This is a genomic window from Brucella tritici (assembly GCF_902825325.1).
Classification (GTDB): Bacteria; Pseudomonadota; Alphaproteobacteria; order Rhizobiales; family Rhizobiaceae; genus Brucella.
In genome coordinates, this window is record NZ_CADEAR010000003.1 from 64913 (window position 1) to 88325 (window position 23413).

The following is a 23413-nucleotide window of genomic DNA, read 5'->3' on the forward strand; positions in this document are numbered from 1 at the left end:
ACTTTTCGTTTTAATAGGCGTGCGGATCGAAGCCGATCCCGAGCAAATTCTGCAGCAGGACAGTCAGGAAGAGCGAACCGAAAACGGTGCAGGCAAAGAATGGTGCCGTATAGGCATGCGGACGTTGCAGCGCAACGAATGTCAGCCGGTAGCCCAGCACGATGGATATGCCGAACATGATGATGGCGAACAATGTTGCGACATCGAGTTGTCCGGGAAAGAACAATTGCAGCAACGTGATCGGTGCGAAGATCCATGAAATCAGGGCGCTGCCCCAGTTGGTCGCAATCACGAAAGCCGCATAACGCTTGGCGATGCCGATCCGCTTGGCGAGAAGGCCAATGATGACAAGCGGAATGATCCAGGCTGCTATTTCCACGACTGCGGCACGCGTGACGATGGCGAAGCGCAAGCCTGCTTCGTCACGGCCAGCCGTGAGGTCCGCCGCATAGGACACCCAGTTCGCGAACATGGGGGGCAGCGCAATCGCTATCGCAAAGAAGGACGTCCAGAACCCCTCGGCGGAAATGTCGAGATAGCCCAGTCCTTCCTTGCGCCCGAGCATCATTCTCCAGACGCCCCAGAAATATCTGAAAATATCGTCCAGGCTTGGCATGAGATTCCCAATTTTTCGCGTAATCCGGGCGAAAAGTTATGCAACTTTCCGGATTATGCTCTACCCAAAGAAATCGGCGATGAAGCGTTCATAAATCTGTGTCAGGCCTTCGAGGTCGGCAAGAGCCACGCGTTCGTCAACCATATGCATGGTCTGCCCGACAAGGCCGAATTCGACCACTGGACAGTAATCCTTGATGAAACGGGCATCGGATGTGCCGCCCGATGTCGATAGTTCCGGACGCCTGCCGGTTACCGCCTCGACCGAATCCGTCAGCGTGCCGATCAGTTTCTCGTCGCGGGTCAGGAACACATGGCTCGGATGCTCGCGCCAGGTGAGTTCATAGTTGATCGGCGTTTCGCGACCGGGACGCAGGCGATTGTCTCGGGCGGCCTTTTCGAGACGCGCGATGATTTCAGCCTGCAAGGTCTCTGCAGTCCAGGTGTCGTTGAAGCGGATGTTGAACGAGGCCGTCGCCTTGTTTGCAATGACATTGGTGGCCTTGTTGCCGACGTCGATGCTCGTCACTTCCAGATTGCTGGCCTGAAAATTGTCCGTGCCCTCGTCGAAAGCCGGGTAGAGCAGGCTATCGACGAGCGTGGTGATGCCGCGCACCGGGTTTTCGGCAAGATGCGGATAGGCGGCGTGTCCCTGCACGCCATGAACGGTGATCGTGCCGGACAGCGAGCCGCGGCGTCCGATCTTGATCGCATCGCCAAGTGCGTTCGGGTTGCTCGGCTCTCCGACGATGGACGCATCCCAGCTTTCACCGCGCTGTTTCGCCCAGTCGAGAAGCTTGACCGTGCCATTGATGGCCGGGCCTTCCTCGTCGCCGGTGATGAGGAGGGAAACGCTGCCCTTGATGCTGCCGTGCTTTTCGATATGACGGGCGACTGCGGCCACGAAACAGGCAACGCCGCCCTTCATGTCCACCGCACCGCGACCGTACATCACGCCGTCCTCGATGGCGGCGGAGAAGGGCGGATGTTTCCAGTCATCTTCATTGCCGGGTGGTACGACATCGGTATGTCCCGCGAACATCAGATGCGGGCCATTGCCCGACTTGCGCGCATAGAGATTTTCAATATCCGGCGTGCCTTCATCACGGAAGATGGGCCGCTCTACCGAAAAACCCATCGGCTTCAACATCGCTTCCAGCGCCGTCAGCGCGCCACCTTCAGCAGGTGTTACGGATGCGCAGCGAATGAGGGCAGCAAGGTTATCGGCGGGATTGACGGCTAAGCTCATGAGATCAGGACTTTTTGAAAAAGGGAATCGTCTGACGGCGAGATTATCGCGCATCCCGAAAAGTGCGAAGCGGTTTTCGGAACAAGATGCGCGTGAAAACAAACCGCATCCCGAAAAGTGCGAAGCAGCTTTCGGAACAAGATGCGCGTGAAAACAAACCGCATCCCGAAAAGTGCGAAGCAGCTTTCGGAACGGACGCGCGTGAAAACAAACCGCATCCCGAAAAGTGCGAAGCAGCTTTCGGAACGGATGCGCGTGAAACAAACAGATAGAAACGGCAATCCGGCGGTTGCGCGCGAGAGGGTACCGTTTCGCCTTTCACTTGTTTTTCTCAGTCGGTTTCAATTTGGGAACGAAATTTCCTTGACCGACCCCCCCTTGTCATCGTTAGTTAAAAATAAGTTGATAACGAGACCCGCAAAGGGCCGGTCGACGGGGACTCTTTTTAAATGGGAAATTGCGCATGCGTTTTATCACTTCTGCGATAGCAGGCATGATGGTGCTCTTCGGGGCGACAACGATACCGGCCACGGCCGCGCAATGGAGTGAAGCTGGCGGGCTTACAAGCATTCCTTACGGACACAAGGATTACTGTGATCGCAACAAGCGCGATTGCGGCGCGCATCGCGTGTTGCCGCCGATGAACATGACCCCGCAGCGCATGAAGTTGCTGCAATCGGTCAGCAGTTCCGTCAATCATCGCGTCAAGCCGGTTTCCGATCAGGATAATTATGGCAAGCGCGATTACTGGACTATTCCAGTCAACGGCAAGGGCGATTGCGAAGACTATGTGCTGATGAAACGCGCCCAACTGATGGCGCGGGGCATCAGCCCGTCGCAACTTCTCATCACTCTGGTACAGGGCAGCGAGCCGCATATCATATTGACCGTGCGTACCGATCACGGTGACTTTATTCTCGACAATCTGCGCGATGAAGTGTTGCCGGTCGAGAAGACCTCCTATCGCTATATCAAGATGCAGTCGCCTGGAAATTCCGGGCAATGGGTTTCCATCGCCGGGCGTTCGGTTGCTGTTGCAAACAACTGATCGGGTGGTGGCGTTCAGTTGAATGCCGGTTCATTCGATCTATCAAGCCTTACCAAGCCGCATTTCGATGCGGCTTTTTTGTTTAGTAAGGGCTGAATTGACTGGCTAAACGATGTCAGAGGCAAATCAGGGTGTCATTTCGACGAAGCCCGCTTCGCTTCTTCAACGTCGATTTTGCGGAAAATGGCCTCATTGTTCACTGTGATTGGACAATATATTTGGACAGACTGTTCGCGCTTTTTGAACAAATGTAGGGCTGTAACAGTCGTGTGATTGCTGGTATATCAATTAACTCATTGTTATTGTTAGTTTTTATAAATTATCATTATCGTTCTTCCAAAAAAATCCTGCACGAATGTGTGATCAACAAAACAATTTCGTGACTGGAACTTTTACCCACTGTCACCCATTTGAGGTGCATCGGAACGACGAACAAACGCCGCTCCACTTTCCAAGGAGATAGGAAAATGAAGAAGATTGTTCTTGCTGCCGCTGCTCTTGCTCTTACCGCCGGTGCCGCTTTTGCAGAAAACCCGCATGTTGGCGAACCTGCCGATCTTTATGCAAATGACCGTACCCCGGTTGCGACCCAGAGCCAGAAGCTCGACTACACGGCTCCTGCTTCGATCAACAAGGCAACGGTTTATCAGGATGGTTCGGCTCACCGCTTCGGTGATGCATCGCCTTCCTCTTACCAGAACTAAAAGTCCGTTCGGACTTTTGGCCTCTCCGGTTCATCTGGACCGGGCATGAATGAAATACCCGCATTGCATGTATTCCCGATGGTGTCGGGGCATTTCCTCCCAGATGTGCCTGACACCTTAGGGCGGGCCACGAAGGCTCAGTTAACCGAATGTCCCCTTTGCGCTCAGGACACGATCTTGAGTCCCAGCCACGAAAAGCTGATGCCGGGGACGCTATGGAGAAAAGGAATAAAGAAATGAAGAAGTTCGCTCTCGCCGCTCTTGCTGTCGCTCTTAGCGCCGGTGCTGCCTATGCTGAAAACCCGTTTGTTGGTCAGCCGCCTGCAATGGCTGCTCAGGACAAGGCTTTCGTTCTTCCTGGCGAAACTCCGGTCGCTTCGACCCGCAGCAACATCGATTATACGGCTCCGGCTGCCATTCATCAGTCGGCCCCCGTCTATCAGGACGGTTCGGCTCATCGCTTCGGCGACGCTTCCCCGTCCAGCTACCAGAACTAATTGGTTCTAATGGCTGAGCCGTCGGTCGCCCTGCATCGCCACGTGCGTTACTCCCCTCACGCATGAGACGCGCAGGGCATCCGAAGGGCTGCCAAGGAATCTCCCCGGAGGATGGCGTCAATGTCTCCCCGGACTGCCCGGATCAGAGGCATTGTGCCATCCGAAGGGGCGACCAGTTATAAAAAAGGCGACGCCAACAGCGTCGCCTTTTGTTTTATGCGCGCTTGCTTTGTATTCAGTCGCGCAGCAGTTCGTTGATCGACGTCTTGGAGCGGGTCTTTTCATCGACGCGCTTGACGATGACGGCGCAATAGAGGCTCGGACCCCAGTTTTCGCCGGGAACGTTCTTGCCCGGCATGGTGCCTGCAACGACGACCGAATAGGGCGGCACTTCGCCATAGAAGACTTCGCCGGTTGCGCGATCCACGATCTTGGTCGACTTGCCGATGAAAACACCCATACCAAGAACCGAGCCTTCGCGCACGATGCAGCCTTCAACGACTTCCGAGCGGGCGCCGATGAAACAATTGTCTTCGATGATGGTTGGACCGACCTGCATCGGCTCCAGAACGCCGCCAATGCCGACGCCGCCCGAAAGATGAACGTTCTTGCCGATCTGCGCGCAGGAGCCGACGGTGGCCCAGGTGTCTACCATGGTGCCTTCATCGACATAGGCGCCGAGATTGACGAAGGACGGCATCAGGATCGCGTTGGGCGCGATATAGGCCGAGTGGCGCACGACGCAGTTCGGTACTGCGCGGAAACCAGCCTTTTCGAATTCATTGGCCGTCCAGCCGTCGAATTTTGACGGCACCTTGTCCCACCAGGATGACTGGCCGGGACCGCCCTTGATGACTTCCATCGGGTTGAGGCGGAAGGAGAGCAGGACCGCTTTCTTCAGCCATTGGTTGACATGCCAGTTGCCGTCCGCCTGTTTTTCTGCGACACGGGCTTCACCGCGGTCGAGAAGAATGAGCGATTGTTCGACGGCTTCGCGCACTTCGCCGCGCGTTGCCGTGTTGATACCGTCGCGCTCGTCAAAAGCCTTGTCGATTGTCTTCTCAAGGGAGGCGAGGTCTGGCTTGGTCATAGGGTGCGATCTCCATGAAGGGGCGGCAGATGGCAGGCGCGGACAAATCCGGCCCGTTGCTGGGAAATTGATTAAGCGAAGGCGCCATGAGGGTCAATGTCGTTCGTGATCCGATTGCAGTGCCACGTTTGAGACAGATTAAGCATTTAGCGCCAGAATGGATGCTGTTATGCGTTGAATGGCGATAATGAAGGAGCAGGTGAGAGCATGAACCCGATGGAGAAGTCTGGCTGGACGCCATTTCCGAATTCAGAGGAAGCGGTCAAGCAGGCGCGCACCGTACCGCAGACGCCACAGACCGAAGCCTCTGCCTATCGCCTTGCTTTCACGGACGATGATTTCCTGACGCGGCGCGACCTGCGGCCGATCCGGCTGCAGCTTGAGCTTCTGAAACCTGAAATGATTCTGGCCGACCGGGGCATCAAGTCCACTGTCGTCATGTTTGGCGGTGCGCGCATTCCTGAGCCCGGCGGCGAGGCATGGGCAGCCAAGAACGAGGTTCAGAAGAAAAATCTTGAAGCCAATGCGCATTATTACGAGGAAGCGCGCAAATTCGCGCGGCTATGCTCGGAATATTCGGCGACGACCTACTATCGCGAATTCATCGTGGTGACGGGCGGCGGCCCCGGCGTCATGGAAGCGGGTAATCGCGGAGCCGCCGATGTCGGTGCGCCGACGATCGGGCTCAACATTGTGCTGCCGCATGAACAGGCGCCCAACGCCTATGTCACGCCGGACCTTTGCTTCAACTTCCATTATTTTGCGATCCGCAAGATGCACTTCCTGATGCGCGCCAAGGCGATCTGCGTGTTCCCTGGCGGCTTTGGAACGATGGACGAGCTTTTCGAGGCGATGACGCTGATCCAGACCAACCGTATGGAGCGCGTGCCGCTGATCCTGTTCGGCAAGGAATTCTGGACCAAGGCGATCAATATCGAGTTTCTGGCCGAGCAGGGCACGATTTCGCCCGCCGACATCGAGCTCCTCAACTTTGTCGAAACTGCCGACGAAGCCTGGGAACAGATCAAGGATTTTTATAAGCTCTGATCGCCCCGGATTTTCTGTTCGATGCGCCCGGCCAAATGGTCGGGCGTTTCTTTTTGCGGCTTTTCTTCTGCTTGATAAGGCCGAGGGCGGTGAACGAGCGTCACCAGCACGACCGAGATAATCATCAGGAGATACCACGAGCCGAGCTTGCTCATTGATACCAGCTCCCAGCCGTTGCGCTGGTTCGGATAAAGCCAGGCCCTGGACCATGTGCCGATGTTCTCGGCAATCCAGATGAAGAGCGAGGTCAGCAGGAAGGCGATCAGCAGCGGCATTTTGTGCCGGAAGCGGAAGACGCGGTAGTGCATGCTGGTGCGCCAGAAAAGGGCGAAGGTCGCGGCGAACAGCAGCCAGCGCATATCCCAGATGAAGTGGTGGGCGAAAAAGTTGATATAGATTGCGGCGGCCAGAATGACGGTCATCCAGAGCGGCGGATAATGGTTCAGCCTTATGTCAAAGATGCGGTTGATGCGCGCCATGTAGGAGCCGACAGCCGCATACATGAAGCCGGAAAACAGCGGCACGCCACCGATGCGAAAGAAATTCTCCTCCGGGTAGACCCATGAACCGGCATGGGTCTTGAACACTTCCATCGCTGTGCCGACCACATGGAAGATGAGGATGACCTTGGCTTCCTCCCATGCCTCCAGCTTGAAAAGCAGCATGGCAAGCTGGATGGCAAGCGCGGACAGGAACAGAAAATCGTAGCGCGTGATGAATCCTGCACCGCCATCCGGCCAGAACCAGCGGGTCAGCATGATGAGCGCCAGCATGGCGCCCCCGAAAAGGCAGGCCCATGCCTGTTTCAGCCCGAAGACCAGAAACTCGATCAGCGCATCGCTGATCCGGTGACGGGGCAGATTGTCGAGAAGGCGGTGGGCGGCCTTGTCGATGCGTTTTTCAAGGCCGGTGAATTGCCTATCGGTCTGCAATTATGGTTTCCAGAAACTGGGTCAGGTTATCGGTCACATAGTCCACCTGATCGGTGAATTCGGGATCGCTTTCCCATATCTCGGAAAATGTAGGCTCAAAATTGTTCGGCACGACCAACACGGTTTTCATGCCGAGTGTTTTGGGAACGACCAGATTGCGCGCCAGATCCTCGAACATGACTGCCTTGCCCGCATCGATGCCAAAAGCGCCGAGGAAGCGGTCATAGGTGGCCCGTTCCGGCTTCGGTGTCAGGCCTGCCGCGACAATGTCGAAAATATCGTCGAAATCATCGAGGATTCCAAGCTGGCTGGCGGCACGTTCGGCATGACTGCGATCACCATTGGTGAAGATGAAGCGACGGCCCGGCAGCGCCTTGATCGCCTGTCCGAGCGCCGGATCGGGCGTCAGCCACGTATAGTCGATATCATGGACTTGTCTCAGAAAGTCGTCCGGATCGATCTGATGGCACTCCATCAGGCCTTTCAGCGTGGTGCCATATTCCAGATAGAACTGCTTCTGAATCTTGCGCGCTTCGTCGCGCGGCAGCTTCAGCAAAGTCTCGACATAGGTCGTCATCTTCACGTCGATCTGCGAGAACAGATTGGCGGCGTGCGGGTAAAGCGTGTTGTCGAGGTCGAACACCCAGTCGGTGACATGGGCGAAAGCAGCTCTGTCCGGAATATCGGTCATGGTCTATCCCTTATAGCATGACAAGCGCATCTTGCCCGAAAACCGTTTCACACTTTTCGGGATGCGCTTTACGGCACGATAAGCGTGCTTCTTCTTATTACGGCACGATAAGCGTGCCAGCACCATGCTCGGTGAAAAGCTCCAGCAGCACGGAATGCGGGGTCTTGCCATTCAGAATGACAACGCCTTCGACGCCGCGGCGGATTGCTTCGATGCAGGTTTCCACCTTGGGGATCATGCCGCCGGAAATCGTGCCGTCCTTGATGAGCGCCTGCGCATCGGCAACGGAGAGTTCCTTGATCAGCTTCTTGTCCTTGTCCAGAACGCCGGGAACGTCGGTCAGGAACAGAAGACGGGTTGCGGCCAGCGCGCCTGCGATAGCGCCTGCAAAAGTGTCGGCATTGATGTTGTAGGTATGGCCGTCACGGCCCGGAGCGACCGGTGCGATGACCGGGATCATTTCGGAACGCGCCAGAAGGTCGAGCAGGGTGCGGTCGACTTCCGCCGGCTCGCCGACAAAGCCCAGATCAAGCACTTTCTCGATATTGGAATCGGGGTCGATGACGGTCTTGTGCGCCTTCTGCGCAAAGACCATGTTGCCGTCCTTGCCGCACAGGCCGATAGCCCATTCGCCTTCGGCATTGATTAGAGCGACGATTTCCTTGTTGATGGAACCGGCCAGAACCATTTCCACCACTTCGACGGTCTTTTCGTCGGTGACGCGCAAGCCGCCTTCGAAGCGGGATTCGATGCCGAGCTTCGTCAGCATGGCCTGAATCTGCGGGCCGCCGCCATGAACGACAATCGGATTGATGCCGGACTGCTTCAAAAGCGCGATGTCACGCGCGAAGGCCTTGCCCAATTCCGGATTGCCCATGGCGTGACCGCCATATTTCACGACGACATGCTTGTTCTCGTAGCGCTGCATATAGGGCAGGGCCGCGGACAGGAGTTGCGCTTGCATTTCGGGATTTTCAAGTGTCGTCATCGCGGGCTCCATGGCAGGCGACAGGGCAAAAAGAGGCAGGTTCTTCTAGACCGGATTTATCGCAATTGGAATCCGCAGATGCTTATTTTCGCTTGTCCGTTCGCGATTATTTGAATTTGCAGCCCGAAACATGCCCAACAAAAAGCTGGTCTGCGGTCTATGCAGGTTTTTGAACCGGAATGATTTTCAGAGATCGCATCATGCGCAAAATATTCCTCACCGTTCTTGCCACCGTACTTGGCGCAACTGCGTCCTATGCTGCACCGGCACCAACGACCGAAACGATCATCCTCATCCGCCATGGAGAAAAGCCCGAAGGTGGCATGGGACAGCTTAGTTGTCGTGGGCTTAATCGCTCTTTGAAATTGCCCGCCGTCCTCGCACGGGATTTCGGCAAGCCCGATGCCATTTTCGCGCCTGATCCCGCGAAGGAGAAGACGGATAGCGGCATTTCCTATGCCTATAACCGCCCGCTGGCGACGGTGGAGCCGACTGCCATCCGTTTTGGAATGCCGGTCGATACGCGCTTCGGCTATGACGAGATCGGCAAGCTGCAGTCGGCGCTTGAGCAGCCGCAATACGGCAATGCGACGATACTGGTCGGCTGGGAGCACAAGCAGCTTTTCAAGCTGGCCAGAAATCTGCTCATGGACAATGGCGGAGATAAAGCTGCGGTGCCGAAATGGCGCAGCGATGATTTCGACAGCATCTATGTGCTGCACATCCGGCGCGGTGACGGGCATGTGAGTGCCCGTTTCGAACGATTGAACGAAGGTTTGGATGGGCAACCGGAAAGCTGCCCGAGCTGATTATCAGTATTCTTTCAGCAGCAGCGCAATTGCTGCACGCAGCTCGTCGAAACCTTCGCCTTTTTCCGACGATGTCGCGATGATACCGGGGAAGCAGGCGGCGCGCTTGTAAGTAAGCTTGTGCGTTTCTTCTATCAGGCGCGGTACGCCTGCGGGCTTGATCTTGTCGATCTTGGTCAGCACGATCTGGTAGGAGACTGCAGCCTTGTCGAGAAGGTCGAGCACTTCCGCGTCGTTCTTCTTGATGCCGTGGCGGGAATCGATCAGCACATAGACACGTTTCAGCGTGGTGCGTCCACGCAGATAATCGAACACCAGGCGCGTCCAGGCATCGACCTGCGCTTTCGGCGCTTCCGCAAAACCGTAGCCGGGCATGTCCACGAGGGCCAGCGGCGGCAGGTCGCCGTTTTCGCCGGAATAGCCGTCCGGCACGAAATAGTTCAGTTCCTGCGTGCGGCCCGGTGTGTTGGACGTACGTGCAAGACCCTTCTTGTTGACGAGCGCATTGATGAGCGAAGACTTGCCGACATTGGAGCGGCCTGCAAAGGCGATCTCCACGGGTCCTTCGGGCGGCAGGAAATTCATCGACGGCACGCCGCGGATGAATATCCATGATTTCTTGAAGAGCAGGCGTCCTTCCTCGGCGAGTGCCGCCTGGGCTTCCCTGACTGCATCCGCCGCTGCCTGAGCGGCCCTGATTGCCGCCTGCTTCTTATCCTGCTCGCTCAATGGTTCTGTCCCGGTCGGTGTGTTCTCTTGCGTACACGCATCAATGTTATGGGCCGCATTGTCAACATGAGGGCACAAAAAACCCCGCCGAAGCGGGGTTCTTTCAAGTCTATTTCTTTGCTTCTTTCGGCTTTCGCTTGAAGAGGCTCTTGAGATTGTCGAAGAGCTCGATCTTCACGCCCTGGCGCTTCATGATGATGCCCTGCTGTGTGATGGAAAGCAGGTTGTTCCATGCCCAGTAGATCACGAGGCCAGCCGGGAACGAAGCCAGCATGAAGGTGAAGATCACTGGCATCCAGGTGAAGATGGCTGCCTGCGTCGGATCCGGAGGCGTCGGGTTCATGCGCATCTGCAGGAACATGGTGATGCCCATCAGGAGTGGCCAGACGCCGATCATCAGGAAGTGCGGCACGCCGAAAGGCAGGAGGCCGAACAGGTTGAAGAGCGAGGTCGGATCGGGCGCTGCAAGGTCCTGAATCCAGCCGAAGAACGGCGCATGACGCATTTCGATGGTGACGTAGAGCACCTTGTAGAGCGCGAAGAACACCGGAATCTGCACCAGCACCGGCCAGCAACCCGCAAGAGGATTGATTTTTTCCTGCTTGTAGAGCTGCATCATTTCCTGCTGCTGCTTCATCTTGTCATCCGCATATTTCTCGCGGATTTCAGTCAGCTTCGGCTGCACCAGCTTCATGCGTGCCATCGACTTGTACGACTTGTTGGCAAGCGGGAAGAACAGGCCCTTGAGGAGAACGGTGACGACCAGAATGGCGACGCCGAAATTGCCTGAGAACTTGTAGATCCAGTCGATGAGATAGAACATCGGCTTGGTGATGAAGTAGAACCAGCCCCAGTCGATCAGGAGCTCGAACTGCTTGATGCCCAGCTGCTGTTCGTAAGCCTGGATCTGTGTGACCACCTTCGCACCGGCGAAGACGTGGTTCTTCAGCGTCTGTGCCTGACCGGGCGCGATTGTCATCGGCGCGCCGAGGAAGTCGGTCTGATAGCGCGGGCGATCATTGGTGAAGTGCGAGAAGCGACCGGTGAACTTTTCGTCCTGCGGCGGTACGAGCGTTGCGGCCCAATATTTGTCGGTGATGCCGAGCCAGCCGCCCATCACGTCCTTGAACGAGATGTCCTTGTCGTCTTCGACCTTGGAATACTTGATTTCCTGCAGGCCGTCCTGACCCATGACGCCGATCAGGCCTTCATGAAGCACATAGGTCGCGCTTGCATGTTCCGGCTGGTTGAAGCGGGTCACGCGGCCATAGGAGGCCAGCGAGATTGGTGCGCCGGTATTGTTGGTGATCGTGTCTTCAACGGCGAACATATAGGCGTCGTCAACCGAGATGACGCGCTTGAACGTGATGTTCTTCTCGTTGGTATAGGTCAGCGTAACCGGCGTGGCCTGGGTCAACTTGTTGTTGCCCTCCACGGTCCAGACCGTGTTCGGTCCCGGAACCGGGCCGGTCGTGTCGTTGCCTGTAAAGCCGAGTTCTACGAAATAGCCCTGCTTCAGCGCGGAAGGCGCGAGCAGTTCGATATTCGGAGAATTGTCGTCGACGGTCTCGTGATAGTTCTTGAGGAAGAGATCATCGAGGCGCGCGCCGGTCAGGTTGATCGAACCGCGCAGCGAAGGCGTGTCGATTTCGACGCGCTGCGTCTGGGCAATGGCTGCTTCGCGGGTCAGCGCGCCGCCTGCGGCTGCAACATCGCCGTGGCCGGGAATGTTCCCGGAGGTGGCGGGCATCTGCGGCGTGTCGCCACTTTGAGCCTGCTGTTGCGTCGCCTGTTGTTTCTGCTGCTGCTGCTCCTCAATGCGTGCCTGCTCCCGCTGGGCTTCCGTTTTCGGACCCAGATAAAACACTTGCCACAGCGTTAGCACGAGGATGGACAGGGCAATGGTGATGAAGAAATTACGATTATTTTCCATTGACGGGTCCTGATTCCGGTCTTTCCGTTCGGCGTTTCCCATCGCCCCGCCGTTCACCCTTCGCCTTGATGCGGCGGGAGAGTTCTTCGGTCAGTCGCGAAAAGGGCGCAGTGAGGGCTTGCTCGCGCGCTACGATCACATAGTCGGTCGAAGGCGCCATGTCACGCCCTGCGTGACAACGAACCGCTTCTCGCAGCCTGCGGCGGATGCGGTTTCTTATCACGGCGTTGCCGTTTTTCTTCGTTACGGTGAAACCTGCACGGGGTTTTTCGCCGATTTTGGCGGTTTTCGATTCTTCTTCGGTCCGCTCGCGGACTTCGAGAAGAAACAGTGGACCACGTCGCTTTTCACCATTCCTCAAAGCCAAAAACTCCGCTCTCTTGCGAAGGCGGAGTATTTGTTTCGGCTTGTTCATGTCTTTATTCACCGCGCTTGGCCCTAGACCCAAATCGCGCGGGAACAAATTAAGCGGAAAGCCGCTTACGGCCGCGCGAGCGGCGAGCGGCGAGAACCTTGCGGCCGCCGGTGGTTGCCATGCGTGCACGGAAGCCGTGGCGACGCTTGCGGACGATCTTGGATGGCTGGTAAGTGCGCTTCATTTATTTAATACCGCGGTGTGCGGCCCTTCTTAATTCTGTTTTTCCGTTGAACACGATCTTGTCCGAAACCGTTATTCACTTTTCGGGATCATGTTCTATTGAACAGGAGCTGGTTCTTGTCCCTTGCGACGGACAGCACAAAACCATCCGTAAACCGCGCGGGCGAACGTGACGCGGCTTATAGGGGGAGGGGGACAAAGAGTCAATGGTAACGGGCGCTATATCACAGTTGCGCTTCAATCGCTGCCTTGTCGATGACTGACCAGACTTTCCTTATCAGCGTATTCTCGAATTCATAGAAAACATTCTCTGCAAACCGGACCCGTTTGCCATTGACCGGAAGACCGAACAATAGTGCCTTCGGCGTGCAATCGAACTGGAGCCGACTGGCAATATAGGGTGGTTCGCTGACAAGCAGCTCAATGTTGAAATGCAGGTCCGGGATGGCTTCGAAATCCTGTTCCAGCATTGTGCGGTAGCCGCGAAGTCCCAAAGGTCGGTCGTTATGCGTTGCCGCCTCGTGCACATAAAGCCCGAGATCGTTCCAGTCCTGCCGGTTCAGACATGCAATATAGTCGCGATATATCTCGGCGAGCGGTTCCGACATTGCTGTTCTCCTCTTTGGAGCGGTTCCAGTTGAAGTTGAGTCGTTGAGACCGCTCCAAGTATTTGTTTCCTCGCATTATCCTCACGCAAAACCGCTTCGCACTTTTGCTGGAAATGCTCTTTTTGCTGAAATTGAGCAAATCGGGCTGGCATCGGCATTGCCAAAGCAAACTAGGGCTTTAATAAGGATGCGCAACATTTTCACATGCGGGACTCGTTCCGCAGAAGAGCATTATTGAGAGGAGTTCACCATGAGCATCCGTCGCATCGGAGTCGGCCCGCGCATGAGCCAGGCCGTAATTCACGGCAACACCGTCTATCTTGCCGGTCAGGTGGGAAATCCGGGCGCTAGCGTCACCGAACAGACCAAGGCCGTTCTGGCCGAGGTGGACCGCCTTCTCAAGGAAGTGGGTTCCGACAAGACCAAGATCCTTCAGGCCATCATCTGGCTTGCCGATATGAAGGACTTTGGCGAAATGAACGCAGTCTGGGATGCATGGGTCGATCCGGCTCACACGCCTGCCCGCGCCACCGGCGAAGCAGCGCTGGCAACGCCTGACTACAAGGTTGAAGTCATCATCACCGCTGCTGTTTGAGCTGTTTTTGATTGACCTGAAAATCCGCCGGAGCAGTCGCTTCGGCGGATTTGTTATTCGCGGATACGTTGCGAAAAGCCGTCGCGTCCGCCTGAAAGCGCCCTTGCGTCAATAGACGCGCGTTTGCGTACTTCCTCCATCGTGCCGCCATTTTCGATCCAGCCATGATCGTGCAGATAGCCGGGCAGGTAGCCCGACAGAAGAATGCGGTAATCGAACGGGAAGGTCGGGTCCAGCACCCGTGCCATGTGGAAGATGATCGTGGTGCAGTTCGCCGTCAGCGTATTATAGAATTTCGGTTGTTCAGCCAGTTCATTGCCAAGCTCGACATAGGACAGGAAGAGTTCGCGCGCCCCCACCGGCGGCAGCTTCACGCGATAGCGATAGACGTTTTCCTTACGGACATTGGTGCGCAGATAAATGATGTCCTGTTCTTCGGCGGCAATCATCGCCAGCTCGTATTTGCGGAAGAAACCAGCGATGGGCGAATAAATCTCATGGTGTTCGCGGCGAATTTCGCCGGAAAAGACCACATGACGACCATCCTCGAAACCGAATGACAGGAGAGTATGGGCAATTGCCGGGCTCGACCAGTAGGAAAGAAAGACGTCTACCGACGTGATCTTGCTGAGATCGTAGGTTTCCTCTTTCCAGTTGGGCGTAAAATCTTCCGTTGTCCGCCAGATGAAATCACGGACATTGGAAAGGGTGACGATGTCGCCATTGATCTGTCCCGTTACCGTGCGGGCAACGTCGGGTGCCCAGATACGGTTGAGGGAGGGGCGGACCGTGGACCATGCGCCCAGCATCACCAGTGCCAGAAGGCAGAAGACCAGCCGCCTGCGCCAACAGCTGTAATGTCTTTCGCCTGCAATCACCCCGAGAGCGATCAGAAGCCAGACGGCAATAATCGATCCGCGCATGGCATCGCCGAAGGGTAACTGAAACCACATGGCAAAGCTGGCCCATATCGCAAAGATAAGGGTGAATAAAATGAAGACGAATTTGCCTGCGATGCGGACGGGAGCCGATTTCAGGAGAGATGACATATGCATTCCGTATTCGTCGGTTGCCGCGGCCAGGAATTATTCTGTGTGCGGAAATCGCGGCGATACTGACATGATTTGCATCGTCATGTCATGGGGTATCCCTTAGAATAGGGGATTTAAATTTCTACACTAAAAACTGTAGAAAGTTATTGGCATGTCAGCACTTATTTCTTTACCGCCATTGCTTCGCCGCGCGGGCGGGAGACAGGCTTGCGGTTGCGGGCGTGCGGACGCACCAGACGCCATAAAAGCAGCGCGCTGACGATCCCGGCATAGATGACCGGTTCGGCGGGCCAGCTTTTCACCGACATGATGAAATGGATGGCGCCCCCTGCGATGGCGACATAGACCAGCTTGTGCAGGCTGTTCCAGCGGCGGCCGAGTTTGCGGATCGACCAATTGTTGGAGGTGAGCGCCAGCGGCACCAGCAGGACCAGACTGATCATGCCGATGGTGATGAAAGGCCGCCGCACGATATCGGTGACGATGGCGGAAATGTTCAGGCCCTGATCCAGCACCATATAAGTGGCGAAGTGCATCAGCGCATAATAAAAGGCGAGCAGGCCGAGCGCCCGACGGTAGCGCAGAAAAGCCATGCCGGTCAGGTCGCGGATCGGCGTTACCATGAGGGTCAGAATCAGAAAGCGCAGAGCCCAAAGGCCGAGCGTGTGTTCGAAAGTCTTGACAGGGTCGGCGCCAAGATTACCGCTTGCACCCAGATAGAACGTCCAGACAGCCGGGACGAAACCGACCGCATAGAGCAGCCAGATTTTCCATTCGCCGGGACGAACTGTCTTCTTTTTACCTGTCTGGGTCGTCGCTGCCATGTCAGTAATTCACCTTCAGGTCCATGCCCGCATAAAGTGATGCAACTTCCTCGCCATAACCGTTGAACGGCAATGTGGGGCGGCGGCCCGAACCCAAAAAGCCGCCTTCGCCGATACGCCGTTCGGTTGCCTGGCTCCAGCGCGGGTGATCGACCTCCGGATTTACATTGGCGTAGAAGCCGTATTCGTTGGCCGCCTGCTGTTGCCACGAGGTTGGCGGCTGCTTTTCGACAAAACTGATCTTCGTGATCGCCTTGATCCCCTTGAAGCCGTATTTCCAGGGCACCACGAGCCGGATCGGCGCGCCGTTCGCATTGGGCAATGTCTCGCCGTAAAGGCCGACCGAAAGGATGGTCAGCGGATGATTGGCCTCATCGAGACGCAGGCCCTCGATATAGGGCCAGTCGAGAACCTGAAAGAGTCCGGTCTGGCCCGGCATTTCTTCCGGTCGCACGACGCCGGTAAAGGCGATATATTTGGCGGAACCAAGCGGCTCCACCTGCGACAGAAGGCTTGCGAGCGGAAATCCGATCCACGGAATGACCATCGACCATGCCTCGACGCAGCGCATCCGATAGATGCGCTCTTCAAGCGGCATCTTTGCAATCAGGTCCTGAATGTCGAATTCCTTCGGCTGTTTCACGAGACCATCGACGGTGAGCTTCCACGGCAGCGGTTTGTAGTTGCCGGAATTGGCGGAAGGGTCGCTCTTGTCCGTGCCGAACTCGTAGAAATTATTATAGGTCGTGACAGCATCCTGAGGCGTCAGCTTTTCATCGACCTTGTAGGCGGAAGCCTTTGCCTTGAGCGGTTCGGCAAAAGCCGATGATGCGACACCGGCAGCAGCCAGAGCACCGGCGCCGACCATGAAAGAGCGGCGGTTCAGGTAGAGGCTTTTGGGCGTCACCGCATCGTAAGTGAGACGGGCGGATGAAAAACGTCCCGGTTTGAAGCTGCTCATGGTCATTCCCACTTCCAAAACAATTGACCCTCAAGTTGCTGATACGATCCCACGTAAAGGCGTCAAAAGCATGGATAATTTGGGACCGAGCCGTTGTTCACGCATTGTTGAAGCCGCGTGAGAGCGTAACAGAATTGTAACACGATGTAACTTTTCGTGCATTCTGCCATATTCTCGCTAAAACTCTGCTGTTAACGGCATTACATTAGCGCATCCCGAAAGAGCCTGAAGCAATTTCGGACAGATGTGTCGGGTCATGTGATTATCGCCGGCAGGGGTGGGGACGCACCCGGGAAGAGCTGCCTTCAAACCTTCGTTAACGTCTCATTGGCTATGTTGAGATCATGGTAAAGAAGATGTTTATTGCCGCTTTGGCGGCAGCTGCACTCACGGTGACGGCTGGCTCGGCTTTGGCCGAAGGACAGCCTGTTTCGACGAACGGTCAGGGCAAGGCTCTGAACGCTATTGCCGCATCGATGAAAGAAGAGCAGGGCGCTCCCAAGCTCGGTGAAGGCGTTACAATGCGCGAGAAGAAGATGGATACGGAAACAACCCCGGAGCAGAATTTTTCGCGCAGCAAGCAGTTTATCCACCGCTTCTACAAGCCGGAAAATGCTTCGAATGAACTGGTAATCCTGCTGCACGGTTCGGGCGGCAATGAAACCAGCCTTGTGCCGCTGGCTTCCAAGATATGGCCGCGCGCCACGCTGCTCGGCATTCGCGGTCGCGTGATGCAGGACGGCGGCACGCGCTGGTACAAGCGCATCTCGCCGGTCAAGTTCGACCAGAAGGACGTGAAGCTCGAAGCCAATGCCTTCGTGACCTTCCTGACCCGTCTGGCCGATGACAAGGACCTCGACCTTACCCATGCAACTTTCGTGGGCTATTCGAACGGCGCCAATCTTCTGGCGGCGACCATGATGCTGCATCCCGATCTGGTGAAGCGCGCGGTTCTGATGCGTTCGATGCCGGTTCTGGACAATGCCCCTGTCGCCAATCTGAGCAAGGCGCGCGTTCTGACCATTACGGGTGAGGAAGACAAGCTTTACTCACCGTTTGCCCCAGCGCTTTCCGCACTTCTGCGCTCCGGTGGCGCCCGCGTGGATGCCCGCACAATCGATGCGGATCATATGCTGGGTGAAAAGGATATAGCCGCCATCAGCCAATGGGTGGCATCGCTCGGACCGGACGGTGCGCCTGCGGTTGCACGACGCGGTCAGTAATACTCTAGCGTCAACCTGGATGAAGCCCGGTCAGTCTGCCTGATCGGGCTTTGCTTCATGCATTCGGGCGATAGCGAAAGTGGCCGGTAATGGGGAACTCAAACAGCCGGTCTTCAATCCGGGTTCCTGCACCAATATTGTGAACAACCAAAGGACGTGTGCCCTCGGCATTATAGCGCTGTGTAACGATGGCTATATGCGGCAGGTTTCCCGGAAGCATCTGTGCGACGAGGTCGCCCGGACGATAATCCTGTGCGGCTTTTGTAACCGGTAAAGCCGCATTGGTCCTGTTGAAAAACACGGCAAGGTTCGGCACGCGACGGTGGTCAATATTCGGGTCGGGGCGCTTCAGGCCCCAGTTTCTCGGATATTGCGTGAAAGCTTTCCGCATATCGTTATGGACCAGGGCCTGCAGGTCTGCGTTCAAGGCCTGTCGATAGGCGCGGATGATGACATCCGTACAGACGCCTCGATCGAGAGGAACGTCCCCGCCGGGATATTTCAACTGCGTATAGGCGGGGTCATAGCGAACTGTCGTCCCCACCTGGCTTTCCGCCGCTGCAATCAGCTTTTGCGCCCATGGTTCGACCTCAGCCGCAGGGGCGGTTGCGAAAGTCTTTTCAACGAGCAGGGTGGTCGAAAAGACCGCCGATACTCCGCCGAGAACAATAGAACGACGTGAAAGCATACTGAAATTCTCTTCCTCCTGTATGAACAGGATAAAACCGCTGCAGATTGATTGCGATTGTTGGTCCGGTGCCGGTGTGATCTATTGGCTATTCTAGATTTAAATAAGGAAATCGTATGATTCGAAGAAGTTCTAAAGGTTCTTCTGTCCTGATGGCCGTCATCGGCGCAGCTCTCGTGGCAGGCGGATTTTATTATCAGGCAAGCGGCTCGTCTGTTTCCAGTGCCGATCAACAGCGCTGCGAACAAATCATCCAGAATATTTATGGTGACAATGCCGATGCCAAATCGTCGTTGCTGCCGAAATGCAACGAGCCGGGAATGGTCGCGATGATGGATGCGAAGGCCGGTGGCTCTGGCGCATCGGAAGCTGCCGCAGCCATTGCCTCCGCCAATCAGACCGACCTTGCGTCGAATGCTTTGGGTTATGGGGTGATGGGCGTCGGCGTGGCGCTGGTGATCTCTGGTCTTTTCGGCGTGGCTCGCGCCAAACGAAACGATCAGGTCTGAGTATCTGCAAGCAGTCCACTTGTGTGGATGAAACGGGGAATCAATCCATTGGACTGTTTCCCCTCCGCGGCTGCGGTTTCTGTTCAGGGTTTAGAGCGCGTTTCGATCTGATTCAATCAGATCGGCGCTCTAATCATTTGTTTTTACGCGCACCTTTCCGAAAACCGTTTCACACTTTTCGGGATGCGCTCTAATCCGCTATCGAAACCACACCGCAATCCCCGGCCTCCGAGCCGAAGACGAGGCGGTGGCCCTGTTCATCCCAGCCCATGCTGGTGATTGCGCCCTTGCCGGGGCGGCGCAACAGAACTTCCTTGCTGTCGGCGAAACGCGCGACCAGGATCATGCCGTCATTATAGCCGATGGCCGCAATATCTTCGACCGGATGGCAGGCAACCGATGTCACCATGCTGTCGCCACGAAGGCCGAGTTCCAGAGGAGCCTTGCCCATCGGGCCGTCCTTGCCCGCAAAAGGCCAGACGATTGCTGCCGGGGCGCCTGAAGTGGCAAGCCACTTGGCCTTGGCGCTCCACGACCAATCCTTCACCTTCGCCGGATAGCCGGTCATGCGCATGTGCTTCGTATCTTCGAGGCGCCAGCCATGCAGGGCATTTTCCTGCATCGAGGTGATGAGGAATCGGCCGTCCGGCGAGAAGATCACGCCGATATGTGCGCCCTTCCATTCCAGTTCAACGGGTTTTGCCGCCGTTCCGGTCCAGATCAGGGTTGCGCCATTATAGCGGGCAATTGCCAGCCGCTGGCCCTTTGGCGCAAAGGCTATGCCTTCAACGCTGCGTTCCTGCGCAAATTCCTGCACCTTGCCGTCGGATGTGCGCACCCAGGCAGTGCGCCCAGACGCAAAGCCGACAGTTCCGCCGGGGCCTGCTGCCACGGCGGTCATCCATTTGCGCGGTATCTTCGCAAGTTCGGTTACCGTCCCATCGGCGTCGGTACGGCACACGCGACCGTCTTCGCCGCCAGTGATGAGCGACTTTCCGTCAACGGAAACGGTCGCGCTCAACAGGCCGTCATGGACTGCCGAGGTCTTGGTTCCGTTGTTGAGCTGATGGATCGAGCCATCGGCCATTGCGAAGAAGGGAATGCCGCTGATAAAGCGCGCATAAAGACAATGACCTTCAAGGTCGAGCGGAGCTACTGTAGGCATCGGCTTCCGGTATTGTTCATTGATGAGAGCATTTCCAGCAGAAGCGGTTTTGCCGGAAATGCATAGAAATAGGCAGCAAAGCGGTTTCCCGGTTCGATTGGAACCGGAAGCACTTTATCGGGCCTGACTGTTTTCGAAACCGGCCTTCAGGGCAGCGGGGTCAAGCTCGCGTCCGATGAAGACGAGGCGGCTTTCACGCTTTTCGTCTTCCTTCCAGGCGCGCTGGTGGTCGCCCTCGATAATCATGTGCACGCCCTGCACCACATAGCGATCCGGATCGTCCTTGAAAGCGATGATGCCCTTGAGGCGCAGAATGTTCGGTCCCTGCGTCTGGGTGATGTTCTGAATCCACGGGAAGAATTTCGCCGGGTCGATTTCACCAGCCCTGAGCGACACCGACTTCACCGTCACATCATGGATCGGCGAGGCGTGATCATGGTGATGGTCATGATCGCAGTCGGGACCGCACACATGGTCATGGTCGTGATGGTGGTCATGATGATCGTGATCATGCGCATGATGATGGTGTCCATGGTCGTGACCATGATGGTCATGATTGTGGTCGCAATCCGGTCCGCATACGTGATCGGGATGGTCATGGTCGAGGAAGTGCGGATCGTTGTCCAGAACACGCTTCAGGTCGAATGCGCCGCGATCCAGTACGCGGTCGAGCGGGATGGAAGCGCGCTCGGTGCGATGGATGATGGCATGCGGGTTGATGACGCGCACGGTGGCCTCGATGGCCGCCAGTTCCTGCGGCGTCACGAGGTCGGTCTTGTTGATGAGCACTACATCGGCAAAGGCGATCTGGTCTTCCGCCTCGCGGCTGTCCTTCAGGCGCAGCGGCAGGTGCTTGGCATCCACGAGGGCGACAACGGCATCAAGGCCGGTCTTGGCGCGCACGTCGTCATCCATGAAGAAGGTCTGCGCAACCGGAACCGGATCGGCAAGGCCGGTGGTTTCCACGACGATGGCGTCGAAACGACCCGGACGGCGCATCAGGCCTTCCACCACGCGGATCAGGTCGCCACGTACGGTGCAGCAGATGCAGCCATTGTTCATTTCGTAGATTTCTTCGTCCGACTCGACGATCAGGTCGTTGTCGATACCAATCTCGCCGAACTCGTTGACGATGACAGCATAACGCTTGCCGTGATTTTCGGTCAGGATACGGTTGAGAAGAGTGGTCTTACCCGAACCCAGATAACCGGTCAGAACGGTCACGGGAATGCGGCCAGCTTCAGTGGTCGTCTCGGTTGCAGACGGAGCTTCGGTTTGGGCTTCAGCCTGGCTCATGGTTATGCCTCTTGAAGTTGTGGCCTTTTGAAAACGTGGCCCGAGGTGACCAGTGCGCGGCCAGCGCAAAGCGGCACAGCACCGAAACCCCGGATAGGACAATTCATATAAGGGAAGGGCAGCGTGAATGCCATATGCAATGCTATAATATTACATTCGTTCAATCACATCCCCATCAGGTCAGGCGATGGATTGGGGGCGATCTGGTCTTCGCTCTGCTTGATTGCATATGCCTGTTGGAAAATGCTGTCACGAAGGCTTCTGAACAAGTTATCATCAGGTTCGGCTAGAATTATATCGTTCAATGTTCCCATCCCTCCGTAGCAATTCAAGGCACGCACAATGCCATGGAAGTCGGAGTTCCTAACCTCCTGTGCAGCTTTTTCGAGTTCTTCTGCCCATCCACGCAAATGGTGCGAACGCAGCAGTGCGACAATCGCATCAATATCCAAGCAGAGTCGGTTCAGTTCGGGATCTAAGAGGTCATCCGTAGGAGGCTTCGATTTTGCGTCCATGGAATGTTTCGGGAATTTACGGACAATGAATTCTGCGCGTTCACGGATTGCTGGAGAACGCTCTGAAAGATGCTCTTCGGCAAGCCTGGCGGCATTGGCAATTTGCTCAGGATTACGAATGATCGCATCCAGGGCTACCTTCCGGACATGAGGCGAGGGATCGGACAAGCCGCGTCTGATGATTCTGTTTTTGTCTGTTTGTACGGTTAGTGGACGTTGTTGAAATGTCTTTATCCGCTTGCGTTCCCCCATCGATTTATCGATCCATTCGTAATCATATCCGAGGTGCCATTCTGCGTAGCCCTTAGTCAGGGTACGAAGCGCATAAGCTCGCACGGCAGGTTGTTTTGCCTCGAAGGCCAAGTATTCCAGAAATTCATCAAGACTATCGTTTCTGAGAGAAAAACTCAGCTCTCGCGAGAGCGCCCCTGTCAATCTTCGGGCGAAGCTGTCTGCCACCTGTGCGGCAACCTCCGGCCTGGAGATTGCCTCCACAAATATCCCGTAATCGCTCTTCCTCCAGCGACCCCAACTCCAAACTCTGCTGACAAGGGAAAGGTAAGCGGTAGCAATAACCTCGCTTGATGTTTTGGGAAATACGCGTTTGGCGCACTCGACAGCTGCCATGCGGACCGCTGGGACCCAATCATTCAGACGCCAGATGATCGCGGCAAACAGAAACGAATTTGGAATAGCATCGTCAATTCTATTCAGGGCAGCGGCGCGTTGATATCCATTCGAGTGAAACAGGAAAAGGTACTTTGCTTCGTCCGCGTCGCTTAGCCAATCATAATCAGGGATGAATGCCGATATGGGATATTTCAGAATTCTAGAGAGTGTGATCGATTGCTTGCTGAAATATAATGACGCTGTGTCGCGAATGTAGTTGCTGCCATCAATTGCGAATGCTGGGGGTAGCTCCGCCAGCATAGGCAGGAAAAATTTCATCTCGCTACGGATACTCTTGCCGGCTTTCAGTTTCTCGCCGACGCGCAGCAGCAGGCGTTTTAGCTCTGGTGGAAAAAATTGGTGGGTAGTGTGCATGAC

General features: G+C 56.1%; 26 protein-coding genes. 8 read left to right on the forward strand and 18 right to left on the reverse strand.

What is annotated here, in order from left to right; translation table 11 throughout:
* Positions 1-10: 10 nt before the first annotated feature.
* Together HWX93_RS04790 and dapE are read right to left on the reverse strand one after the other, a co-directional pair.
* Complete coding sequence (locus tag HWX93_RS04790; protein WP_176036680.1) at positions 11-616, reverse strand: hypothetical protein; 606 nt, start codon at positions 614-616, stop codon at positions 11-13.
* A gap of 60 nt (positions 617-676) precedes the next feature.
* The gene (dapE, locus tag HWX93_RS04795; RefSeq protein ID WP_109988687.1) at positions 677-1864 is read right to left on the reverse strand and encodes a succinyl-diaminopimelate desuccinylase; all 1188 of its coding nucleotides are present in this window, start codon (positions 1862-1864) and stop codon (positions 677-679) included.
* 496 nt (positions 1865-2360) lie between these two features.
* On the opposite strand from dapE, the gene HWX93_RS04800 reads away from it, so the two are divergent.
* The 3 genes from HWX93_RS04800 (at position 2361) to HWX93_RS04810 (ending at position 4113) form a co-directional block, all read left to right on the forward strand.
* Positions 2361-2912, forward strand: a complete 552-nt coding sequence (locus HWX93_RS04800; protein WP_176036922.1) for a transglutaminase-like cysteine peptidase — start codon at positions 2361-2363, stop codon at positions 2910-2912.
* A 467-nt stretch (positions 2913-3379) separates the two neighbouring features.
* Entirely contained in the window at positions 3380-3616 is a 237-nt protein-coding gene (locus tag HWX93_RS04805) for a hypothetical protein (RefSeq protein WP_010659420.1), read from the forward strand.
* A gap of 236 nt (positions 3617-3852) precedes the next feature.
* Positions 3853-4113, forward strand: a complete 261-nt coding sequence (locus HWX93_RS04810; protein ID WP_109988688.1) for a hypothetical protein — start codon at positions 3853-3855, stop codon at positions 4111-4113.
* 235 nt (positions 4114-4348) lie between these two features.
* Here HWX93_RS04810 and dapD read toward each other — a convergent pair whose 3' ends face one another.
* The gene (dapD, locus tag HWX93_RS04815; RefSeq protein WP_176036681.1) at positions 4349-5203 is read right to left on the reverse strand and encodes a 2,3,4,5-tetrahydropyridine-2,6-dicarboxylate N-succinyltransferase; all 855 of its coding nucleotides are present in this window, start codon (positions 5201-5203) and stop codon (positions 4349-4351) included.
* A gap of 207 nt (positions 5204-5410) precedes the next feature.
* Here dapD and HWX93_RS04820 point away from each other — a divergent pair, with 207 nt between their 5' ends.
* The gene (locus HWX93_RS04820) at positions 5411-6250 is read left to right on the forward strand and encodes an LOG family protein (RefSeq protein WP_109988690.1); all 840 of its coding nucleotides are present in this window, start codon (positions 5411-5413) and stop codon (positions 6248-6250) included.
* On the opposite strand, the gene HWX93_RS04825 is transcribed toward HWX93_RS04820, so the two are convergent.
* The 3 genes from HWX93_RS04825 to argB all read right to left on the reverse strand — a co-directional run bounded on the left by HWX93_RS04825 (position 6238) and on the right by argB (position 8861).
* A complete protein-coding gene (locus HWX93_RS04825) occupies positions 6238-7182 on the reverse strand; it encodes a DUF817 domain-containing protein (RefSeq protein ID WP_176036682.1) in 945 nt (314 codons plus the stop codon). The two genes, HWX93_RS04820 and HWX93_RS04825, sit on opposite strands and share 13 nt — an antisense overlap.
* On the reverse strand, positions 7169-7873 hold the full coding sequence (locus HWX93_RS04830) for a pyrimidine 5'-nucleotidase (protein WP_176036683.1): 705 nt from the start codon (positions 7871-7873) through the stop codon (positions 7169-7171). The genes HWX93_RS04825 and HWX93_RS04830 overlap by 14 nt, the downstream gene beginning before the upstream one ends.
* A gap of 97 nt (positions 7874-7970) precedes the next feature.
* Positions 7971-8861 (reverse strand): acetylglutamate kinase, encoded by an 891-nt coding sequence (argB, locus tag HWX93_RS04835; protein ID WP_176036684.1) that lies wholly within the window; start codon positions 8859-8861, stop codon positions 7971-7973.
* Positions 8862-9061: 200 nt separating this feature from the next.
* On the opposite strand from argB, the gene HWX93_RS04840 reads away from it, so the two are divergent.
* The gene (locus HWX93_RS04840; protein WP_235969068.1) at positions 9062-9670 is read left to right on the forward strand and encodes a hypothetical protein; all 609 of its coding nucleotides are present in this window, start codon (positions 9062-9064) and stop codon (positions 9668-9670) included.
* Between the two features lie 3 nt (positions 9671-9673).
* Here the strand turns inward: HWX93_RS04840 and yihA are convergent, their stop codons facing one another.
* The 5 genes from yihA to HWX93_RS04865 all read right to left on the reverse strand — a co-directional run bounded on the left by yihA (position 9674) and on the right by HWX93_RS04865 (position 13538).
* Positions 9674-10444: a ribosome biogenesis GTP-binding protein YihA/YsxC gene (gene yihA, locus HWX93_RS04845; protein ID WP_419190731.1), complete on the reverse strand. Its 771-nt coding sequence runs from the start codon at positions 10442-10444 to the stop codon at positions 9674-9676.
* Positions 10445-10508: 64 nt separating this feature from the next.
* Positions 10509-12332 (reverse strand): membrane protein insertase YidC, encoded by a 1824-nt coding sequence (gene yidC, locus HWX93_RS04850; protein WP_176036687.1) that lies wholly within the window; start codon positions 12330-12332, stop codon positions 10509-10511.
* The gene (rnpA, locus tag HWX93_RS04855) at positions 12322-12747 is read right to left on the reverse strand and encodes a ribonuclease P protein component (protein WP_061345608.1); all 426 of its coding nucleotides are present in this window, start codon (positions 12745-12747) and stop codon (positions 12322-12324) included. Before rnpA ends, yidC begins: the two co-directional genes overlap by 11 nt.
* A gap of 49 nt (positions 12748-12796) precedes the next feature.
* Positions 12797-12931 carry a 50S ribosomal protein L34 gene (gene rpmH, locus HWX93_RS04860; RefSeq protein ID WP_006467565.1) on the reverse strand — a complete coding sequence of 45 codons (135 nt, stop codon included), beginning with the start codon at positions 12929-12931 and terminating at the stop codon, positions 12797-12799.
* Positions 12932-13154: 223 nt separating this feature from the next.
* Positions 13155-13538: an ester cyclase gene (locus HWX93_RS04865; RefSeq protein WP_176036688.1), complete on the reverse strand. Its 384-nt coding sequence runs from the start codon at positions 13536-13538 to the stop codon at positions 13155-13157.
* Positions 13539-13788: 250 nt separating this feature from the next.
* Here HWX93_RS04865 and HWX93_RS04870 point away from each other — a divergent pair, with 250 nt between their 5' ends.
* Positions 13789-14133, forward strand: coding sequence for a RidA family protein (locus HWX93_RS04870; RefSeq protein ID WP_071632572.1), 345 nt, complete (start codon positions 13789-13791; stop codon positions 14131-14133).
* Between the two features lie 53 nt (positions 14134-14186).
* Here HWX93_RS04870 and HWX93_RS04875 read toward each other — a convergent pair whose 3' ends face one another.
* The 3 genes from HWX93_RS04875 to msrP form a co-directional block, all read right to left on the reverse strand.
* On the reverse strand, positions 14187-15182 hold the full coding sequence (locus tag HWX93_RS04875) for a DUF4105 domain-containing protein (protein WP_176036689.1): 996 nt from the start codon (positions 15180-15182) through the stop codon (positions 14187-14189).
* Positions 15183-15346: 164 nt separating this feature from the next.
* The gene (gene msrQ, locus HWX93_RS04880) at positions 15347-16009 is read right to left on the reverse strand and encodes a protein-methionine-sulfoxide reductase heme-binding subunit MsrQ (protein WP_176036690.1); all 663 of its coding nucleotides are present in this window, start codon (positions 16007-16009) and stop codon (positions 15347-15349) included.
* A 1-nt stretch (position 16010) separates the two neighbouring features.
* Positions 16011-16970 (reverse strand): protein-methionine-sulfoxide reductase catalytic subunit MsrP, encoded by a 960-nt coding sequence (msrP, locus tag HWX93_RS04885; protein ID WP_176036691.1) that lies wholly within the window; start codon positions 16968-16970, stop codon positions 16011-16013.
* Between the two features lie 344 nt (positions 16971-17314).
* Between msrP and HWX93_RS04890 the strand changes: the two genes are divergently transcribed.
* On the forward strand, positions 17315-18193 hold the full coding sequence (locus tag HWX93_RS04890) for an alpha/beta hydrolase (RefSeq protein ID WP_109988698.1): 879 nt from the start codon (positions 17315-17317) through the stop codon (positions 18191-18193).
* A 55-nt stretch (positions 18194-18248) separates the two neighbouring features.
* Here HWX93_RS04890 and HWX93_RS04895 read toward each other — a convergent pair whose 3' ends face one another.
* Entirely contained in the window at positions 18249-18881 is a 633-nt protein-coding gene (locus HWX93_RS04895) for a DUF1287 domain-containing protein (protein WP_176036692.1), read from the reverse strand.
* 116 nt (positions 18882-18997) lie between these two features.
* Between HWX93_RS04895 and HWX93_RS04900 the strand changes: the two genes are divergently transcribed.
* On the forward strand, positions 18998-19390 hold the full coding sequence (locus tag HWX93_RS04900; protein ID WP_176036693.1) for a hypothetical protein: 393 nt from the start codon (positions 18998-19000) through the stop codon (positions 19388-19390).
* A gap of 190 nt (positions 19391-19580) precedes the next feature.
* Here HWX93_RS04900 and HWX93_RS04905 read toward each other — a convergent pair whose 3' ends face one another.
* The 3 genes from HWX93_RS04905 to HWX93_RS04915 form a co-directional block, all read right to left on the reverse strand.
* Positions 19581-20555 carry a WD40 repeat domain-containing protein gene (locus tag HWX93_RS04905; RefSeq protein ID WP_176036694.1) on the reverse strand — a complete coding sequence of 325 codons (975 nt, stop codon included), beginning with the start codon at positions 20553-20555 and terminating at the stop codon, positions 19581-19583.
* A 114-nt stretch (positions 20556-20669) separates the two neighbouring features.
* Positions 20670-21851 carry a CobW family GTP-binding protein gene (locus HWX93_RS04910; protein WP_176036695.1) on the reverse strand — a complete coding sequence of 394 codons (1182 nt, stop codon included), beginning with the start codon at positions 21849-21851 and terminating at the stop codon, positions 20670-20672.
* A 164-nt stretch (positions 21852-22015) separates the two neighbouring features.
* A complete protein-coding gene (locus HWX93_RS04915) occupies positions 22016-23410 on the reverse strand; it encodes a DUF6966 domain-containing protein (protein ID WP_176036696.1) in 1395 nt (464 codons plus the stop codon).
* Positions 23411-23413: the final 3 nt, after the last annotated feature.

Bases quoted from the DNA above. Each gene is read 5' to 3' on its own strand.
- HWX93_RS04790 (WP_176036680.1), bottom strand. From the start codon at position 616: ATGCCAAGCCTGGACGATATTTTCAGATATTTCTGGGGCGTCTGGAGA.
- dapE (WP_109988687.1), bottom strand. From the start codon at position 1,864: ATGAGCTTAGCCGTCAATCCCGCCGATAACCTTGCTGCCCTCATTCGC.
- HWX93_RS04800 (WP_176036922.1), top strand. From the start codon at position 2,361: ATGGTGCTCTTCGGGGCGACAACGATACCGGCCACGGCCGCGCAATGG.
- HWX93_RS04805 (WP_010659420.1), top strand. From the start codon at position 3,380: ATGAAGAAGATTGTTCTTGCTGCCGCTGCTCTTGCTCTTACCGCCGGT.
- HWX93_RS04810 (WP_109988688.1), top strand. From the start codon at position 3,853: ATGAAGAAGTTCGCTCTCGCCGCTCTTGCTGTCGCTCTTAGCGCCGGT.
- dapD (WP_176036681.1), bottom strand. From the start codon at position 5,203: ATGACCAAGCCAGACCTCGCCTCCCTTGAGAAGACAATCGACAAGGCT.
- HWX93_RS04820 (WP_109988690.1), top strand. From the start codon at position 5,411: ATGAACCCGATGGAGAAGTCTGGCTGGACGCCATTTCCGAATTCAGAG.
- HWX93_RS04830 (WP_176036683.1), bottom strand. From the start codon at position 7,873: ATGACCGATATTCCGGACAGAGCTGCTTTCGCCCATGTCACCGACTGG.
- argB (WP_176036684.1), bottom strand. From the start codon at position 8,861: ATGACGACACTTGAAAATCCCGAAATGCAAGCGCAACTCCTGTCCGCG.
- HWX93_RS04840 (WP_235969068.1), top strand. From the start codon at position 9,062: ATGCGCAAAATATTCCTCACCGTTCTTGCCACCGTACTTGGCGCAACT.
- yidC (WP_176036687.1), bottom strand. From the start codon at position 12,332: ATGGAAAATAATCGTAATTTCTTCATCACCATTGCCCTGTCCATCCTC.
- rnpA (WP_061345608.1), bottom strand. From the start codon at position 12,747: ATGAACAAGCCGAAACAAATACTCCGCCTTCGCAAGAGAGCGGAGTTT.
- rpmH (WP_006467565.1), bottom strand. From the start codon at position 12,931: ATGAAGCGCACTTACCAGCCATCCAAGATCGTCCGCAAGCGTCGCCAC.
- HWX93_RS04865 (WP_176036688.1), bottom strand. From the start codon at position 13,538: ATGTCGGAACCGCTCGCCGAGATATATCGCGACTATATTGCATGTCTG.
- HWX93_RS04870 (WP_071632572.1), top strand. From the start codon at position 13,789: ATGAGCATCCGTCGCATCGGAGTCGGCCCGCGCATGAGCCAGGCCGTA.
- HWX93_RS04875 (WP_176036689.1), bottom strand. From the start codon at position 15,182: ATGTCATCTCTCCTGAAATCGGCTCCCGTCCGCATCGCAGGCAAATTC.
- msrQ (WP_176036690.1), bottom strand. From the start codon at position 16,009: ATGGCAGCGACGACCCAGACAGGTAAAAAGAAGACAGTTCGTCCCGGC.
- msrP (WP_176036691.1), bottom strand. From the start codon at position 16,970: ATGAGCAGCTTCAAACCGGGACGTTTTTCATCCGCCCGTCTCACTTAC.
- HWX93_RS04890 (WP_109988698.1), top strand. From the start codon at position 17,315: ATGGTAAAGAAGATGTTTATTGCCGCTTTGGCGGCAGCTGCACTCACG.
- HWX93_RS04895 (WP_176036692.1), bottom strand. From the start codon at position 18,881: ATGCTTTCACGTCGTTCTATTGTTCTCGGCGGAGTATCGGCGGTCTTT.
- HWX93_RS04900 (WP_176036693.1), top strand. From the start codon at position 18,998: ATGATTCGAAGAAGTTCTAAAGGTTCTTCTGTCCTGATGGCCGTCATC.
- HWX93_RS04905 (WP_176036694.1), bottom strand. From the start codon at position 20,555: ATGCCTACAGTAGCTCCGCTCGACCTTGAAGGTCATTGTCTTTATGCG.
- HWX93_RS04910 (WP_176036695.1), bottom strand. From the start codon at position 21,851: ATGAGCCAGGCTGAAGCCCAAACCGAAGCTCCGTCTGCAACCGAGACG.
- HWX93_RS04915 (WP_176036696.1), bottom strand. From the start codon at position 23,410: ATGCACACTACCCACCAATTTTTTCCACCAGAGCTAAAACGCCTGCTG.